The following is a 16,391-nucleotide window of genomic DNA, read 5'->3' as shown; positions in this document are numbered from 1 at the left end:
GCTTTTCAATACTCGCCATGTAATCAATTCGCGAAGGCATCACAGGTCGTTGTTGGCTCATCGCTTCCCAAATACTGAACCCTGCGCCCTTCATCGAAGGTTGGACTGCCCAACGCACATGCGATCTCTAAGCTCAACCTGTCCCAAACCCGAACATCACCGGCTTCGCTGGTTGTCGCAAAAGAATGTCCGTCAGGTGCCAGCGCGATACGCCAGGTCGGGCCTGCATGGATCTTTTCGACAGGCATGAGCCGACGGTGCGTCGCGGTATCCCACCAATGCAGTTCCCCAGATCGGTCGATTGCCACCAAGGTTGCCTCATCCGCCAAAAAGGCAACATCCGTCGCCCCTCCTTTATGGCCACCATAAGCGGCAAGCTCTTCGCCGGTTTCAACATCCCAGACCTTGACCACCTCATCGCTGGAAGCAGTTGCAGCCTGTGTGCCATCACGACTGAAAGCAACACTCCAAAGCGTGTTGTCATCAGCTTCAATCACTCTGATCAACTGACCGTCGCCAATCGACCAAATATAGACCTTACCATCCACCGAGGCCGCTGCCAGCATGCCGCCATCTTCAGAGACGGCGACACGATTTGCCTGAATGTCAGCTGGCGCAAAGCTCTTGACCAAATCAGCCTCTGAGATATCGATTTGCAGCACTCCATCTCCTGTCGCCACAAAGACCTCGGGACCTGACCCCGGCATGATCGACCAGACGGGAGCCTGCCCCAGATCGAGTTGATTTTTCAGCCGCATCGCAGCCGTGTCCCAGATTTTCAAGCCGCCTTCGCGATCACCAGTCACCATGGTTTTGCCATCCAGCGAGAAAGAGATCGCCCACACCTGGCTTTCATGCCCCTTCAGCTGCATGGGTTTCATGGAAGCCCCCATCTTCCAGACCCAGATGTTCCCCTCACTGTCACCGATGGCTATAGACTTTGCATCCGGTGTATAGGCGATGCCCAGCGCCTTTGCCCCGTTCTGCAAAACAAGCGTGTCTTTGCCGCCGGGGTCGATCCCAATCCGCCAGAGACGTACCTGCTGATCCCGGCCCAAAGTCGCCAGCAACGGGGCATTTTGGGCAACTTCAAGGTCCACGACCCTCTGACTGTGCGCCTGCACCACGTCGCCAACACGTTCCATGTTTGAATTTTCCAATCGCAGCGTTCCGTCTGATCCTGCCCCTACCAGCAGATTGTCCGGCGCGGTAAATGCTGCTGCTACGATGTCGGTACTATCTGAAAAACGATCAACAATTGGAAAACCATCCGGAAAACCAATCGTCGTGACCTTCCCGTTCGTATGGGATATCGCGAATGTTCTCCCGTCGCGGCTGAAGGACAGGTGATCGGGGTCAGGCCCCAGCGGACCGCCCGGTATCGGCGGAAATGCAGGCGTAGCCTTTGCGTCGACCCAGCCGAATATGCCACCATCGACATTTCCGGCAACAAGTCCTTCTGAAACGGGCGAAAACGCGACCTTTTTGAAGCCCAGCGGCATTTTCGCCAATGGCTCTCCAATTTGCATTCCATTGGAAACGTTCCAGAGGCGAACGGTCCCGTCACCGGTCGCCGACGCGATACGCTTGCCGGTGGAATCAAAGGCCACGCCGAATGCGACGTCATTGCCAGAGAACAGTGTCGTGATCGGGCCGTATTTGGCCGAACCAACATTCCAAAGGCGGACATCCCCATCCGTTGCCGCTGAAACCAGCAACTCACCATCGGGAGAGAATGCAACATCCCTTATCCCGCCGGAATGCCCCACCAGTTCAGCAATAACCGCTCCGCCGGATTCAGCCCTATGAACCACGATGCGCCCATCACGCAATCCAACCGCAACACGCGTACCAGATGCATCAATAGCCATCGTCTGCGCGTCACCAACCGTAAACGGGCTGCCCAATGGGACAAGCCCACCCTCACCCAGATTTTGCCGAGCCATCAGCATCGCCGCCCTCGCTTCTGATGTCGAACCAGCAGTTTCGGCTCGGACAATCGCTTCGGCGCTGAGTGACAGGGCAAGCAAGGGATCTGTATCCGATAACCCGTTCGCCGCAGCGCCTAGCGCCCTTGCGAACCTTTCATTGGCTTCAGCTGTTGCGGCAACGGCCATCTGTCTGTTGCTTTCGGCAAGGTTGGACGCGCGGATAGCCAAGAAAGACGAAACCGTTGCGCCAATGGCCAGCAAGGCAAGGGCAGCAACGGCAACTTGATTGATACGTCGACGCCGACGCCGGCGCATCTTGGATGCAGCCTGCGCTTGGTCACGCGCGTCTCGTGCAGCGCCCAGAAATTCCCGCTCTAACGCACCGAGGATATTCTGGTTCTTCACCGACCATTCTTCAGCCGACAACAACCTTGTGCCGCGATAAAGTAAATCGGGCTCGCGATTTTCAACATCCCACTCTGCAGCGTCATGCTGAATACGCTGACGCATGCGCAGATCATCGCGGCTTTCTTCGATCCATGAATTAAGTCGCGGCCATGTACGCAGCAGCGCCTCATGCGCAATCTGAACATTTTTGTCATCCAGCGTCAGCAACCGCGCATCTGTCAAAGCTTCAACGACCCGCCGCGTTGTGTCCGGGTCCGAGTCGCGCTCGATCTCATCGATCGGCAACAACCGCCGTGTGTCCGGAGTCCCCTCGCCGGGCGTAACCAGACGCAAGAATAGCCGCCGGGTTGCCTCTTGCTGAACTTTGTCAAAAACGTCTGTAAAAAGTGTCTCTGCTGTCTGGCTGATTGCCCCTGTGACACCACCGGACTGACGGTAGCCGTCCAGAGACATGACCGCACCTTTACGTCGGCTCCATGTTTCATACAGAGAATGCGCCACCAGCGGGAGCGAACCCGCTTCGCGCCCGGCCTCATCAACGATCGCATCAATAAGGGACCTGTCCATGTGCAAACCAGCTGCATGTGCCGGTTCGCTGATTGCGCGGCGCAGCTCGGGCCGTGTCATCGGCCCGACCAAAAACTGGTTTTCCGAGATTCGATCCGCAAGCCACGGTATCTCTGCACAGGATGCATAAAAGTCCGCACGGATTGTCAGCACGATACGAACGCGGCTATCTGCAGGGTCCGTCATGGCTGACAAAGCTTCGATGAACTTGCTTCTGCGTTCATGTTTGACCAGCGTGAACAATTCTTCGAACTGATCAATGCAGATCAACAACTCTCCTTCATTCGCGGTGGCCAATCGGCGCGCCGCACTCGGATAGGCGATGAAGTCGTTGAGCGAGACCTGAGCCGTAAGGTGAGAATTGTCGCCGATGAGTTGAAAGTACAAATCGGTCATTGGATCGCGCCCGGGGGTAAAAACACAAACGCGCCAGTTTTCGCTACCGGATATCGCGTTGGCAGCGATCGCTGGCAGCAGCCCTGCTCGCAGAACGGATGATTTACCACTGCCGGATGAGCCACCCAGAACCAATATCCGGCTCTGTTGAAGCCGGGTCACAAGTTCCTCAACAAGATCCTCGCGTCCAAAGAAATAGTCGGAATCCTCTGGCTGGAACGCGGCGAGCCCTTTGTAGGGGCATTCCACCCTACTTTCCGATATCTGCGTCACCGCTTCGGATGCGGCCTCTCGCCGGTCACGATCCAACGCATCATTCATTGCACTGCGCCAGGACACCATATCCAGAAAACGCGCCTGCGGGTCCATTGCCATCCCGTGCTCAATGCAATCGCGCCACATTTCCGGCAGGCTGGAAAGATACTCGGTAACGCGATGGAATGGCGGCGGCGCCTTTCCCGTCAGGACATGCCACATCAGCGCGCTGGCCGAATAGATGTCGGTCATCGGCGTCACGGGTTGCCCGTGCTCAGCTTGTTCTGGCGCTTGGTAGAGCGGTGTCCCAGCCATCATGGTCGCGCCGGTCACACCGATCGCTAAATCCTTCGCAATACCGAGATCCGCCAGAAAAACCCTCTCGTCTAGGCCGACCAAAGCATCAGAAACCGTCGTGCTGTTATCGTCTTTGGACCGCTTCACTCGTTGCAGAAGGACATTTGCGGGTTTGACGTCCCGATGCACGACATTCGCGTCGTGAACCGCAGACAAGCCATCTGCCATTGCATCAATCAGTATTTCCACACCTTCGCGTTTGGCCAAAGCAGCGGGGCTTAGACGCTTTAGTCGGTCGGCCAATGTGCCGCGATCCGCGTAGTCCATGACAAAATAGGGCCGCCCGTCCTCCAAACGCCCCACGTCATGCACGGAGACAACGCGCGGAGATCGAATGCGCCGCAACAGACGGGCTTCTTCGAGAAAATGGGTGATGACTTTGTCATTGGTCGCAAGGTTGGCGTGCAGAATCTTGAGGGTTACCGGAACCTCCAACTCGTCATCCCGCGCAAGGACAACCGCCGCGAACCCACCGCTCGCGATTTCACGGTCAACAGCGTAACGGCCGATGAACGCGGGAAAAGTCATGATATTCTTGGCGCTTCAGAGGTGCTCTTGCACATCCACGCAATGATACTTGGTCGCATCCAATATGTTGTGGTCCCTATCGGCAGCAGTAACGCACAGTGTCGTCCCTCCCTCGCGCGCCGATGTCGAGGCCGCCTCCTTCGTCACATAGCTTGGGTAATCATCGTGCCGATGCCACCTGCCTTGAACGGCATTGAATTCGCTTTGGGCATTTCTGCCGACTTGCTCAACGGAATAGCTTTCGCCCCACCATGTATGGAAATGGTTCTTCGATACGTCCGGAGTGAAATTCGCATCGTAGTTTACAAGCAGTTCGTCACCCTCTTTGGCGACCGATACAATCTGCACCTCACACCCATCCACAGGGCAGGCATTGGGCATCGCTGACTGGGCAGTTGCATCAGCACCGAACAAGAGTGTAGCTGCACCCAGGATCAGAGCGCCCTGACGAAGCTGGTTTCCTGAAGTATTCAATGACATCATTCCCTCCCAATCTTGGTTGAAATACGCAATTGGTGCCGATTCTAGCACAATCGCGAGTTTCTTTCTGAGACTTTCACCACAGAAGCCAGAATTCAGGCGTGCCACGTCGTTTATCGGCGGACGACCTCAAACTCTAATGGGCGCGCATCAGAGTGCAAAATTGATAGTGCAGGCGATATCAGCCCGCTATCGGCCAGCATTATGTTCTCGCGCTTAAGCTGGATTTCACGCGCATTCTCGAATTGTACGTAAGTTCCCGACGAACTGCGATCCGCCAGCATCAGCTTCCCGCCTTTCATGCTGAGTACCGCATGCAGTCGCGAAACCCACGGCTCAGGCAGGATGACATCGCATTGACTGGATCTGCCGATCGTTAGCTCCCCGCCTTCCCGACACCGCCAGGTATGATCGTCGTGATAAAGAATGAGCGCAAAGCTTTCATTCTGCTGCATGCCCTCAGATCCGCTGGCCGTCTGCGTCGGCAGATGCATCACGGTGCTTAACCCGTCCGTTGAGGCCACGATTGAATAGGCTTTGACCGGTTCACTCACACCTTTCAGGCGAAGCGATCCGATTGGGGTGAGCATCTGGAGACTTTCGGGGCTTAGATCCTTGGCGACGCTTTCGCTGACACAAGCTTCACCCGGATTGGCCGCGGCCGCCAAACGTGCGGTCAGATTTACTGTTTCGCCAAATATCCCATTATCGCCAATAACAACAGGACCTTGATGAACACCCGCGTGGACCGACAGTAATGTTCCAGGCGGTTTCTGAATCATCTCTACAACCGCGTTTACGGCGGCCTCGGGTTCCTTGAAATAGGACAAGACGTCATCGCCTTTCTGCCCCACAGGAACTCCGCCAAACCCAAGTAGAACCTCACGCAATCGATCGATTTCAAACTGAATCAACTGCTGCGCCTGATCGTCCCCCATTTCTTCGTAGAACGGAGTGCTGTCAGAAATGTCAGCAATTATGGTCGTGACGAGCTTGGTTTCCACGGTGCTACTCGCAATTTTGCTTGTCCGGAACGGCAAACCCTATTTGGGATCATAAACATAACCTATACCCCGCACGGTTCTGATGATTTCCGGCTTTTCCGGGTTGGTTTCAAGCTTCCGGCGCAGTCTGGATATTCTGATATCAATGCTGCGATCGAACGGGTCCCAGGACCGGTCATGCGCTTGTTCTAGCAACTGATCACGGTTCAAAACACGCCCTTTGTTTTCAGCAAACACCTTGAGCAGACTATACTCCATCGCCGTTAGCGGGACCTCGGATCCATCCGGCGCAAGAAGTTTGGCTGCCTCTTTATCCAGCGTGTAGTCGCCAAAAAGGGCCAAATTGCCTTCGGAGGCATCTGCGGGCAGACTTTCGTTGATGGCCCCTCGGCGCAATAGGGCCTTGATCCGCGCTTCCAGTTCCCGAAGATCAACCGGCTTTCCAAGATAGTCATCTGCCCCCATCTCAAGCCCGATGATCCGGTCCACTACATCGCCTGCTGCAGTCAACATGATCACGGGCGTCGTGTTTTCAGGACGAAGCGATCTGAGGATCGAAAGACCGTCTTCCTTTGGCATATTGATATCCATGATCATGACATCAACAGCACGAGAGGAGATGACAGACCGGAGCTCTTCTCCGCCAGCGGCTGCAGAAACCTCGTACCCGCGTTTGCTCAGATATTCCTGAAGCATCTCGCGCACGTCGATCTCGTCATCGCAAACCAGGATATGGGTTTTCTGGTCATTCATCCGTTTGATCCTTCTGATCGGCGAGCAGCTTTCCGACAAGTATTCTCAGTTCCGAAGGCGAGACGGGTTTTTCCAGATAGGGCAGACCGGATTCCTTCAGCAGTCCCAATGAGCTTTCACCCATGGTGTCCCCGGTGATGTATGCTGTCCGGGTCAGCATTTTCGGAAAACGCGCCACCAGCGCCTCATAAATCTTGCGTCCGTCAACACCGGGCATGTTCATATCACTTAGGAATACATCGTAGTTGGCGGACTGCAGTTGCCTGAGCGCCTCTTCCCCTGAGGTAACGAAATCAACGTGAAAGCCGTCCTTCCGCAGTATCTCGGCATTGATCTCACCCACTTCGACCTCATCATCCACGACCAATGCACGGTGCTTGGCAAAATTCGCGGCGGGTTCGGGTTTTTCTTCAGCCACATCATTTTGCATCTTTGCGACGGGCAGAGTTATCCGGAAGCAGGTGCCGGACACTGCGGCCTGATCAAGCCTGATCTGACCGCCATGGGACAGAATGATCCGGTGACAGAAAGCAAGCCCAATCCCGGTGCCGTCACCCACTTCTTTTGTGGTGAAGAACGGCTCGAAGATACGTGCGCGTATGGCTTTGGGGATACCGGGGCCATTGTCCTGAACCGTGATCTCAACCATTCCGATGGCAGGCTTGACCTCGGCAGACAGCATGATCTGGTCGCCGATGCCGGATGCGGTCATGGCCTGCTCGGCATTGATGATAAGATTCAAGACGACTTGCGTAAGCTGGTCCGCATCCCCGGCAACTGCAGGCAGGTCTGCTGGCACACTTTGCTCAATGCGAATTTCACCTGATGAGCTACCGTACCCGGCGACATCCGCAGCTGTTTCGATCAGGCTGGGAACATCAACCTGCTCGATCTTGCTGGGCTGCTGACGCGCCATCGCCAGAAAGGTCTTTACAATCTTCGCGCAGCGTTCTGCAGCATTGCCGATTTTTTCAATCCTGACACCGAGATCGGGGTCGGAAATTTCTTCCTTCAACATCAACGAATGACCCACAACAACCGACAATGGATTGTTAAGCTCATGCGCCACACCGGCGAGTAGTTCGCCAAGCGCAGACATCTTTTCGTTCTGGAACAGCAGCTCTCGTTGCTTTTCAAGCTCAGCCTCAATGGCCAATTCATCGGTCAGATCGCGGGTATTGGAAACGATTACTTCTTCACCGTTGAACTCGATCAGCCGTGAAGAATCCGCCCCCCAGAACTTTCGTCCGCTTGCATCGACGAACTCCATACGTCGATCCTTAAGCGCCCCCGCTTGCCGGAGGTCTTTCAGGTACCGTTGGCGCTCATTCGGGTCCGCATAGTAGGATTTCGAACTTTCTGCTTCACCAAACAGCGCCTTTATCTCGGGCGTAGCAAACAGCACCTCTCCGGTGTCGGCATGCGTCATGTTGATGGCTGCTGGATAAGCCTCCATGACCTGACGGATCAGGGCATCAGCCTCTTTCTGGACGGTTAGATCGATCACGCTGGTCACGATGACTTCTTCGCCTTTGTAATCGATCAATTGAGACGAAATCGACGCAGGGAAGGTTTTGCCAGCCGCATTAATCAAGTCGAGCTTGTAGTCATCGACACGACCATCGGCCAAAAGCTGGGTTACAAAATCCGCGCGCTCTTCCGGCTTTTGATAATGTTGTTTTGCGGATTTGGAAGGTCCGAACATCTGCAGCGCAGCAGGCGTGCGATACAGTATCTGACCATCACCAATCCGCGCCATAGTTACGATTGCCGAACTGGCATCCAGCACCTTTCGGATCAATAGATCGCCGTCGCGCTCTTCGACCTCGGCTTGTTTGCGTTCGGTGATATCCTCACGCGTGACGACAAATCCGCCGAACTTGGTGGGATGAACAGAAACCAGATAGGTGCGCCCATCCGTTTCCGTCAGCTCAAAGTCTTGGATGAACTCGACACCGTTGGCCAACCGGTCCGAAACCCACTGCTGTTCATTGCCGATGGCGTCCGCATATATCCCGCGGCGTGCCGTCTCGCGCATCAGGATTTCCCAGTCCAGTCCGGGTTGCAGCAGGTCGGCGACCCCCTTGTTCATCTCGGCATATCGTTGGTTGAATAGGACAAGGCGGCGATCATCATCATAGAGGGCGAACCCTTCTTTGAGAGATTCGATCGCATCACGAAGAAGGTCCCTCGCCTTCTCGATTTCTTCAAATTCGTTCGCCATGCCCATCGTCATCCTGAATTTTTAGGATACCATTGTTTCAATGCCATTTCAAAATCAGCATCGCGTGTTTCAATTGTTTCAATAGGTGCCAACTCAGCCAAGTACCGGCCGATAAACCTGTTTGTTTTTGAGCCGGATAGCAAGTTGTGTGACCTGCTTCACAGAGCAACAACTGAAACACTTGGCACCGCTTCCAGACATCACAATGAAACATAGAAAGGTCAGTTATTGCCCATCTTAAGTGCGATTGGGTAAGAACGATGACTATTTCTTTTAGAACTACTGAAATGATTAACGCACCTATTTTTGCGTTGCATTCTTCGGCGTCCAATAGTGGGCAATGGAACCAACTGGCGGCGGATCTGGAAGGTCGCTTTAGTGTTCACGCTGTTGATCTTCCCGGGTACGGTCGTAGCCCGTTGACTGGAGATAACTCTCAAAACGGTGCGGCGTTTTCTGCCATACCGGTAATCCACGAAATCGAAGCGCTGGGACGCCCCGTTCATCTTGTTGGACATTCCAACGGCGGAGGTATTGCCATCAAAATCGCGTTGATGCGTCCTGATCTTGTCAAAAGCCTGACGGTATATGAGCCTGCAGCCTTTCATTTTCTGAAGGCTGGCAATGAGGTCAGCAAGAAACTGTTCGGGCAAATCCAGCTTCTCGCGGGTGTGGTGAGCGCCGCAGCAGCGGATGGCGATGCCGCTGCTGGTATGCATCACTTTTTGGATTTCTGGAACGAGAAGGGGTTTTGGAACTCGCTGCCCGCGCAGGCCCGGGACCGGTTCATTGGGATGATCCCATCAGTCATGTCTGATTTTGCAAAAGGTTTTGCTGAAACCTGGCAACTGAAGGACCTGTCCAAGCTTGAAATACCGACGTTGGTAATGACTGGTTTGGAGTCACCTGAGATTGCGCAGCACGTCTCGGTCGAGATCGCGAAGGCTTTGCCCAATGCGCGGATCGCGTTGCTGCCCGAGCTGGGCCATATGGCGCCGGTCTTCCAGCCCGAATGGATCAACGCAAGGATTTTCGAACACGTGGCCAATGTGGAGCGGCCCGTTGAAACTGTCAGCTGGCCAGAACGTCAAGCTGCCTGACCGGGGCCGCATTTAGCAATGCGGCCTTCATCAAACCACTGCCACATCAAAAGGAGCAATATCATGGGTATTCAAACATCGATCAACGCCACCACAGACTTTGCGGCAATCAAAGCAAAGCAAAACGTCGCCTGGGGCTCCGGCGACTACAGCAAAGTGGGTGTCACCCTTCAAATTACGGGTGAAGAACTGGCTGAAACCATGGATCTGATGCCCGGTTCCAAGGTACTGGATGTCGCCGCCGGGAATGGTAATGCCACCCTGGCCTTCGCCCGGCGCTTTTGTGATGTTACATCGACCGACTATGTAGAAGCCCTGCTGGACGCCAGCAGCCAGCGCGCCAAAGCGGAAGGTCTGTTCGTGACCTACAAGGTTGCCGACGCCGAAAACCTGCCTTTCGATGATCAATCCTGCGACGCGGTGGTTTCGACGTTCGGCGTGATGTTCACACCGAACCAACAACAATCAGCAGCAGAGCTGCAACGGGTCGTCAAACGCGGCGGCAAGATTGGTCTGGCCAACTGGACGCCGGACAGCTTCATCGGCCTTCTGTTCAAAACGATCGGTAAACATGTGCCTCCACCTGCTGGCGTAAGCTCTCCGGCTTTGTGGGGCAGCCGGGACTGGATTGAAGAAGCCTTCGGATCGCACAGCACCATCGTTTCGTTCCGACGCAAGAACTTCATGTTCCGCTACCGTTCAGCCGAACACTTCCTAGAGTATTTTCGGACGTTCTATGGCCCGATGCAAAAGGCCTTCGATGCACTGGACGCATCGGGACAAGAGGCGCTGCAGCGCGATATCATGGCCCTGATCGAGAAGTTCGATATCTCAGGCAATGACACACTTTGCATCTCATCCGAGTACGCTGAAATTGTCATGCAGCGCAGCTGAGATCGTGAATCACTGGCTCATCGTTCTTTGACCCAACCGTCAAAGAACGATGAAGATCACCCGGTGTAGTCGATCCACCATTTTCTTGGTATTAGTTTGTTTAAGGGGGATTTTGTTATGGCCGAGCGCACACTTTATGAAAAGTACGGTGGGTTTTCACAGATCAGCAAGATCGTGTTCTCGTTCTATGACATCCTGCTCGACAATGACGAGGTTGGACCATTCTTCGACAACGTGGATATGAGTCGCATGGTCGACCATCAGACCAAGTTCATAGCGTCGCTCCTTGGTGGTCCGGCCTCCTACACCGACAATCAACTGCGCCAGTTACACTCTCATCTCGCAATTACGGATGACCATTTCGACGAGTTGGAGGTCGTGCTCCGTGATGCTTTGCAAAGACACGGCGTGGATGCCGAGGATATCGATATCGTTGTCGCGGAATTCAGTAAACGTCGCCCCTTGATTGTTGGATAAATCATGACCATCGAAGCCATCAATGAACAGCTCCTTCGCGCGATCGGTGTGGGCGTTGCCCTACTGGACCGTCAATCGCTGAAGTTTGGGTTCCGCAATGATACGTTTGACGAGTGGTTCAGTGCCGATGGCCCTTCAGACCAATTGCAGCAGCTCTTTCCTGATCTAGATATCGACACAGTGCAAACAAGCCTGTCCGGCACCGGGCGACATACATCAGAAATCACGTTCAAAAAGAAACGCCGCACACTGGTGATCGCACTCGATTTCACGGTCGCGCATGACGATGTGCTGGTTCTGGTATGTCAGAACATCACCCGCATCAAAGAGCTGGAGTCCATGATCGACTCCTATTCGATGATGGTGGAACGGAACACCCGCGAGTTGAAGCGGGAAAAGGAGCAGGTTGAAAAACTGCTGCTAAATCTGATGCCCCGGTCGGTCTACGAAGAGTACAAGACTTTCGGCGTGGTCACGCCACAACTCTATGATCCCGTCTCCGTCCTGATGCTCGATTTCGTGGGGTTCACGGATATGGTCGCCTCGCAGGACCCAAGCGTCACCGTCACTGAGCTGAACGATATTTACAGCGCGTTTGATCGCATAGGTGAGCAATTCGGTTGCGAACGGATCAAGACAATCGGAGACGCATATATCACCGTCGCTGGTCTGCCCGACCCGACTCCGGATCACGCCAAGGCAATCGCAAACACAGCCATTCGTTTCGTACGCTATTTGACCCGCCGAAACCTTAGCCATCCGCATCAGTGGCGGTGCAGAATTGGACTGGCCACGGGATCGGTCGTCGGGTCGGTCGTTGGCATCCAGAAGTATGTGTACGATATCTTTGGTCCGGCTGTGAATCTGGCCTCCAGACTTCAGGAATTCTCTGACCCGATGCAGATTTCAGTCCAGGACGAAGTCGCGCAGGTCCTCAAAGATCAGTTTGACCTTGAGAATGTCGGCGCGCGAACAATCCGTGGGTTTGGAGAGCAAGACATCTGGCGCTTGTCCGACGATAGCTAAGCGTCAATGCCCGCTGTAATCCTTAGTTCGCACTAAATATTGACTGATCGCTGCAGTGAAGAAAGTAGGTTGTTTAACCAGTCCCAAAACCACTGATCTTGATCCCGAAATAAGCGGCTACTCGTTTCGGCGTTTGGTGACAACGGTTTCCAGCACCTCGCCTTCGTGATCAACAACCCGCCAGAGGCAGTGTCTCTTACCATTCACCTTCACAAAATCTCGTCGGCGTGCCACTTCCATATCGAGAGTGCGCGCAGTTGTTGCACCCGCATTCTTCGGATATCAAAGGCAAACATCGGACCGAACCTGTCCCAACAGTAGCAGTCGGTTTCTTGACTCAGGTCGATGCCTCGCTCGTGCAACAGATCTACGGCATTCCGAAGCGAGAGCGGGAATCGGATGTACAGCATCTCGGTCAAGCGGATGATCTCAGAACCGGTTGTTATAGTATTTGAAAGATGCAGGTCTGGTCATGGGCAAAAGCTACGCAACACCCCTACCCCGCCCAAGCAAAGTTCTTCTGACAAGATTCTTTTGACAGTTCCCCGATTGCAGTTTTCCTTGGTCACACAAACCTGTTCACATAATTCTCCAGAATCTCCTGACGCCCAGATTGTGGTTTCGGGTTGGTATTTTCCTGCAGAACCCGGGCAGAAATCTCTTCCAGACTGCTACCCAACATAGACACTGCTTCCGGCGTGTTCCAACCGGAATACCGTTCCGTCAGCGCGTCCTCCAAGCCACCGTCTTCAATCATAGCAGCCGCAGCTTTCAAGCCTCGTGCACAAATGTCCATTCCACCGACATGGGCTGCAACAAGATCTTTTGCATCAAGCGACTGCCGACGTATTTTGGCGTCAAAATTTGTGCCCCCAGTTGTAAAGCCACCAGCTTTCAGGATGTAGTAATATGCCAAAGCAACCTCTGGCGTGTTATTCGGGAACTGGTCCGTATCCCATCCGGATTGGTAATCGTTTCGGTTCATGTCGATCGAGCCAAGCATCCCTTCGGCAGCGGCAACCGCAATTTCATGCTCGAAACTGTGTCCGGCCAGGATCGCATGCCCCTGCTCCAGGTTCAACTTGACCTCGTCCTCCAACCCGTACTTCCTGAGAAATCCAATACAAGTCGCGGCGTCGTAGTCGTATTGGTGTTTGGACGGCTCCTGAGGCTTGGGCTCAACGAGAATAGTTCCTTTGAACCCAATCTTGTGTTTGTATTCAACGACCATGTTCAAGAAACGGCCCATGTGGTCCAACTCGGTTTTCAAATCCGTGTTCAGAAGGGTTTCGTAGCCCTCACGACCACCCCACAGAACATAGTTTTCGCCGCCGAGCTTGTGAGTTGCATCCATGCAGGATTTCACGGTCGCTGCAGCGAATGCAAAAACGTCGGGATCAGGATTGGTACTGGCGCCAGACATCCAGCGACGATGGCTGAACATATTGGCCGTGCCCCAAAGCAGCTTGGTACCAGACACCTGCATCTTTTCACCGATATAATCGGTGATATCTTCCAATGTGCGCAGGTTATCGGCAAAATTTCCCTGTTCGGGCCGGATGTCAGCGTCGTGCCAGCAAAAGAATGGCTGCCCCAAAAGCGCAAACAATTCGAATGCAATATCTGCCTTCTGTCGGGCCCGGCCCATATCGTCCTGAGGATACCATGGGCGTTCGAACGTAGGTCCACCAAAGGGGTCTCCGCCCTCCCACGCGAATGAATGCCACCAGGCCACTGCAAACCGCAGATGATCCTCCATACGCTTGCCCATGATTATTTCATCCGGGTCGTAGTGACGAAAGGCCAACGGGTTCTTGCTGTCCACGCCTTCAAACTGGACCTTCTCGATCCCTTCAAAAAATCCACTTGGCATTTCTGCCCCCTACTCTGCTTTTTGTGCTGGCTGTTTGCCGAGAATGATCATCGACAAAAGATCGTCATCAGTTACGTCTGAGATATCGACCGTCCCAACCAGTTTTCCGTTCTTCATGACCGATGCGCGGTCGCACAGTTCCATGACGGCATGCACGTCGTGATCGATCAGAAATATCCCGATGCCTTGCGCCTTCAGCTGGTGGATCAGATCCGCCACCATCTGAGTTTCATGCGGCCCAAGCGCTGCTGTGGGTTCATCCATGATCAGGATACGGGCATTGAAATAGACGGCCCGAGCAATCGCCACTGATTGTCTTTGCCCACCCGACAAGGCGGAGACCGGGTCATTGAACTTCTGAAAGTTCGGGTTGAGCTGCGCCATGATCTTTCGGCACTCGGCCTCCATGGCTGCGTCGTTGACCAAGCCAAAAGGCGTCGTCATCTCGCGCCCCAGGAACAGGTTTGATGTCGCGTCCAGATTGTCGGCCAAGGCGAGCGTCTGATATATCGTTTCGATATTGTTCGCCCGGGCGTCACGGGGATTGCCAATCTCGACCGGCTTGCCATCGATCAGAATTTCGCCGTGGTCCATCTGATAGGCGCCGGACAATACCTTGATCAACGTGGACTTTCCGGCCCCGTTGTGGCCAAGCAGGCCAACGACTTCACCCGGATAGAGATCGACCGACACATGGTCGACGGCCTTGATCCCACCGAAGGAAATCGAGATGTCGCGCATCTCGACCAATGGCGGCGCGCCTGAACCGCGCCCAGTGCCAGAAGGTTTTTTCTGCGTATCCTGAGCTTGCATCACTTTGCCCCCAGTCGCTTGCGGTAAACGATGTCGATATAGACGGCCAACACGAGGACGCTGCCGACGACGATGTTCTGAAACGGCGCGTCAACGCCAACCATTGCCATGCCCGATTGCAGCGCCTGCATGATCAATGCACCCAGGATCGCGCCATAGATAGTGCCGATGCCGCCCGACAATGCGGTTCCTCCGATCACTGCAGCTGCTATGACCCGAAGTTCGTCGAGCGTACCAATGTCGTTCGAATGGTTCGCCAAGCGGGCCGAGGCGACCACCGCGGACACGGCGCACAAGAAACCCATCAAAGCAAAGATTTTCACGGTTAGCAGTCGAGTGTTGATACCCGAAAGCTCTGCCGCATCCGGGTTGCCGCCAGTGGCAAAGATGTACCGACCAAACCGGGTTTTTCGCGCCACAATTGTCAGCGTGACAGCCACGATGATTAGGATGAGTACAGAAATCGGTATGCCGTATCCGACGACCAGCCCCTCTGGCATTGTCTCTCCGCGCGCTTCGAACATACGTTGCAGCCGACGCGTTGGTATGGCGTAGCTGTTTACGATGTAAACGTACCCGAGGATGGCGATCGCGATTATCCCGGCCAAAGTGGCCTCGGCCCAGACAGGTTTGACGGGGAACCCATGCGCCGCCTTTGCGCGACGACTGCTCCACAAAGCCCAGATCGCGATTGCGGTAGCAAAAAAGCCGAACAGCCAGCTTGTCGTCGTTCCCAATGTCCCGTTGGTCCCGCCAAACATCAGGAATGTACTATCCAGAGGACCAATCGTCTGACCGCTAGTCAAATACCACGCCACGTTTCGCCAAACCAGAAACCCACCAAGCGTAACGATGAAGGCTGGTATCGTCAGGTATCCGACCATCCAGCCATGAAACGCACCAATCAGCGTGCCGACAAACAACCCGACGACAATGGTGATCGCCCAGGTTGCAGGATTGTTCAGACCCATACCAAGTACTTGCGGCAAAAGCTCGGTTTGCGTCATCGCCATCACGGCCGAGGTTGTTGCCAGCAGTGCACCAACCGACAAGTCGATGTGCCGCGTGACGATAATAAATACCATCCCGCATGCCATAATGGCGACCGAAACCGTCTGGATGGACAGGTTGAATAGATTGCGCGGCGTCAGGAACCTTCCATCTGTGAAGATGTTGAACCCGATGCACAGGATGACAAACGCGCCGATCATTCCCAAAAGCCGCATATCCAGTTCCAGTTGCTGGAACAGGCTGGGTTTCGCTTTTTCAGGTACCGGCTGAGACGAAGTTTCGGTCATTTCCGAT

General features: G+C 54.4%; 12 protein-coding genes and 1 pseudogene. 4 read left to right on the top strand and 9 right to left on the bottom strand.

Translation table 11 applies throughout. The annotated features are described in order from the left end of the window. Positions 1-23: 23 nt before the first annotated feature. The 5 genes from ACR0MP_RS02660 to ACR0MP_RS02640 form a co-directional block, all read right to left on the bottom strand. A complete protein-coding gene (locus tag ACR0MP_RS02660) occupies positions 24-4,442 on the bottom strand; it encodes a WD40 repeat domain-containing serine/threonine protein kinase (RefSeq protein ID WP_480885748.1) in 4,419 nt (1,472 codons plus the stop codon). A 15-nt stretch (positions 4,443-4,457) separates the two neighbouring features. After that, on the bottom strand, positions 4,458-4,922 hold the full coding sequence (locus tag ACR0MP_RS02655) for a hypothetical protein (RefSeq protein WP_170396227.1): 465 nt from the start codon (positions 4,920-4,922) through the stop codon (positions 4,458-4,460). A gap of 113 nt (positions 4,923-5,035) precedes the next feature. Further along, positions 5,036-5,926 carry an adenylate/guanylate cyclase domain-containing protein gene (locus ACR0MP_RS02650; protein ID WP_170403417.1) on the bottom strand — a complete coding sequence of 297 codons (891 nt, stop codon included), beginning with the start codon at positions 5,924-5,926 and terminating at the stop codon, positions 5,036-5,038. A gap of 39 nt (positions 5,927-5,965) precedes the next feature. Beyond that, positions 5,966-6,679, bottom strand: a complete 714-nt coding sequence (locus tag ACR0MP_RS02645) for a response regulator (protein ID WP_170396223.1) — start codon at positions 6,677-6,679, stop codon at positions 5,966-5,968. Continuing rightward, positions 6,672-8,903 carry an ATP-binding protein gene (locus ACR0MP_RS02640; protein WP_480885746.1) on the bottom strand — a complete coding sequence of 744 codons (2,232 nt, stop codon included), beginning with the start codon at positions 8,901-8,903 and terminating at the stop codon, positions 6,672-6,674. The genes ACR0MP_RS02645 and ACR0MP_RS02640 overlap by 8 nt, the downstream gene beginning before the upstream one ends. A 287-nt stretch (positions 8,904-9,190) precedes the next feature. Here ACR0MP_RS02640 and ACR0MP_RS02635 point away from each other — a divergent pair, with 287 nt between their 5' ends. The 4 genes from ACR0MP_RS02635 to ACR0MP_RS02620 all read left to right on the top strand — a co-directional run bounded on the left by ACR0MP_RS02635 (position 9,191) and on the right by ACR0MP_RS02620 (position 12,400). Further along, positions 9,191-10,003 carry an alpha/beta fold hydrolase gene (locus tag ACR0MP_RS02635; protein WP_480885744.1) on the top strand — a complete coding sequence of 271 codons (813 nt, stop codon included), beginning with the start codon at positions 9,191-9,193 and terminating at the stop codon, positions 10,001-10,003. A 63-nt stretch (positions 10,004-10,066) separates the two neighbouring features. Continuing rightward, positions 10,067-10,897 carry a class I SAM-dependent methyltransferase gene (locus ACR0MP_RS02630; RefSeq protein WP_170403428.1) on the top strand — a complete coding sequence of 277 codons (831 nt, stop codon included), beginning with the start codon at positions 10,067-10,069 and terminating at the stop codon, positions 10,895-10,897. A gap of 117 nt (positions 10,898-11,014) precedes the next feature. Then, positions 11,015-11,374: a group I truncated hemoglobin gene (locus ACR0MP_RS02625; RefSeq protein ID WP_170403431.1), complete on the top strand. Its 360-nt coding sequence runs from the start codon at positions 11,015-11,017 to the stop codon at positions 11,372-11,374. Between the two features lie 3 nt (positions 11,375-11,377). Beyond that, positions 11,378-12,400: an adenylate/guanylate cyclase domain-containing protein gene (locus ACR0MP_RS02620; protein WP_170396212.1), complete on the top strand. Its 1,023-nt coding sequence runs from the start codon at positions 11,378-11,380 to the stop codon at positions 12,398-12,400. A gap of 123 nt (positions 12,401-12,523) precedes the next feature. Here the strand turns inward: ACR0MP_RS02620 and ACR0MP_RS02615 are convergent. The 4 genes and pseudogenes from ACR0MP_RS02615 to ACR0MP_RS02600 form a co-directional block, all read right to left on the bottom strand. Beyond that, positions 12,524-12,874: pseudogene (locus ACR0MP_RS02615) on the bottom strand (DDE-type integrase/transposase/recombinase); the annotation flags it as partial. 91 nt (positions 12,875-12,965) lie between these two features. Then, positions 12,966-14,273, bottom strand: coding sequence for a xylose isomerase (gene xylA, locus ACR0MP_RS02610; protein ID WP_480885741.1), 1,308 nt, complete (start codon positions 14,271-14,273; stop codon positions 12,966-12,968). Positions 14,274-14,282: 9 nt separating this feature from the next. Continuing rightward, entirely contained in the window at positions 14,283-15,086 is an 804-nt protein-coding gene (locus ACR0MP_RS02605; protein WP_170403439.1) for an ATP-binding cassette domain-containing protein, read from the bottom strand. Further along, positions 15,086-16,384 carry a sugar ABC transporter permease gene (locus ACR0MP_RS02600; RefSeq protein ID WP_480885739.1) on the bottom strand — a complete coding sequence of 433 codons (1,299 nt, stop codon included), beginning with the start codon at positions 16,382-16,384 and terminating at the stop codon, positions 15,086-15,088. The genes ACR0MP_RS02605 and ACR0MP_RS02600 overlap by 1 nt, the downstream gene beginning before the upstream one ends. Between the last annotated feature and the right edge of the window lie 7 nt (positions 16,385-16,391).

The organism is Ruegeria sp. K3 (genome assembly GCF_056531845.1).
This window is presented reverse-complemented; position numbering and strand designations above follow the sequence as displayed.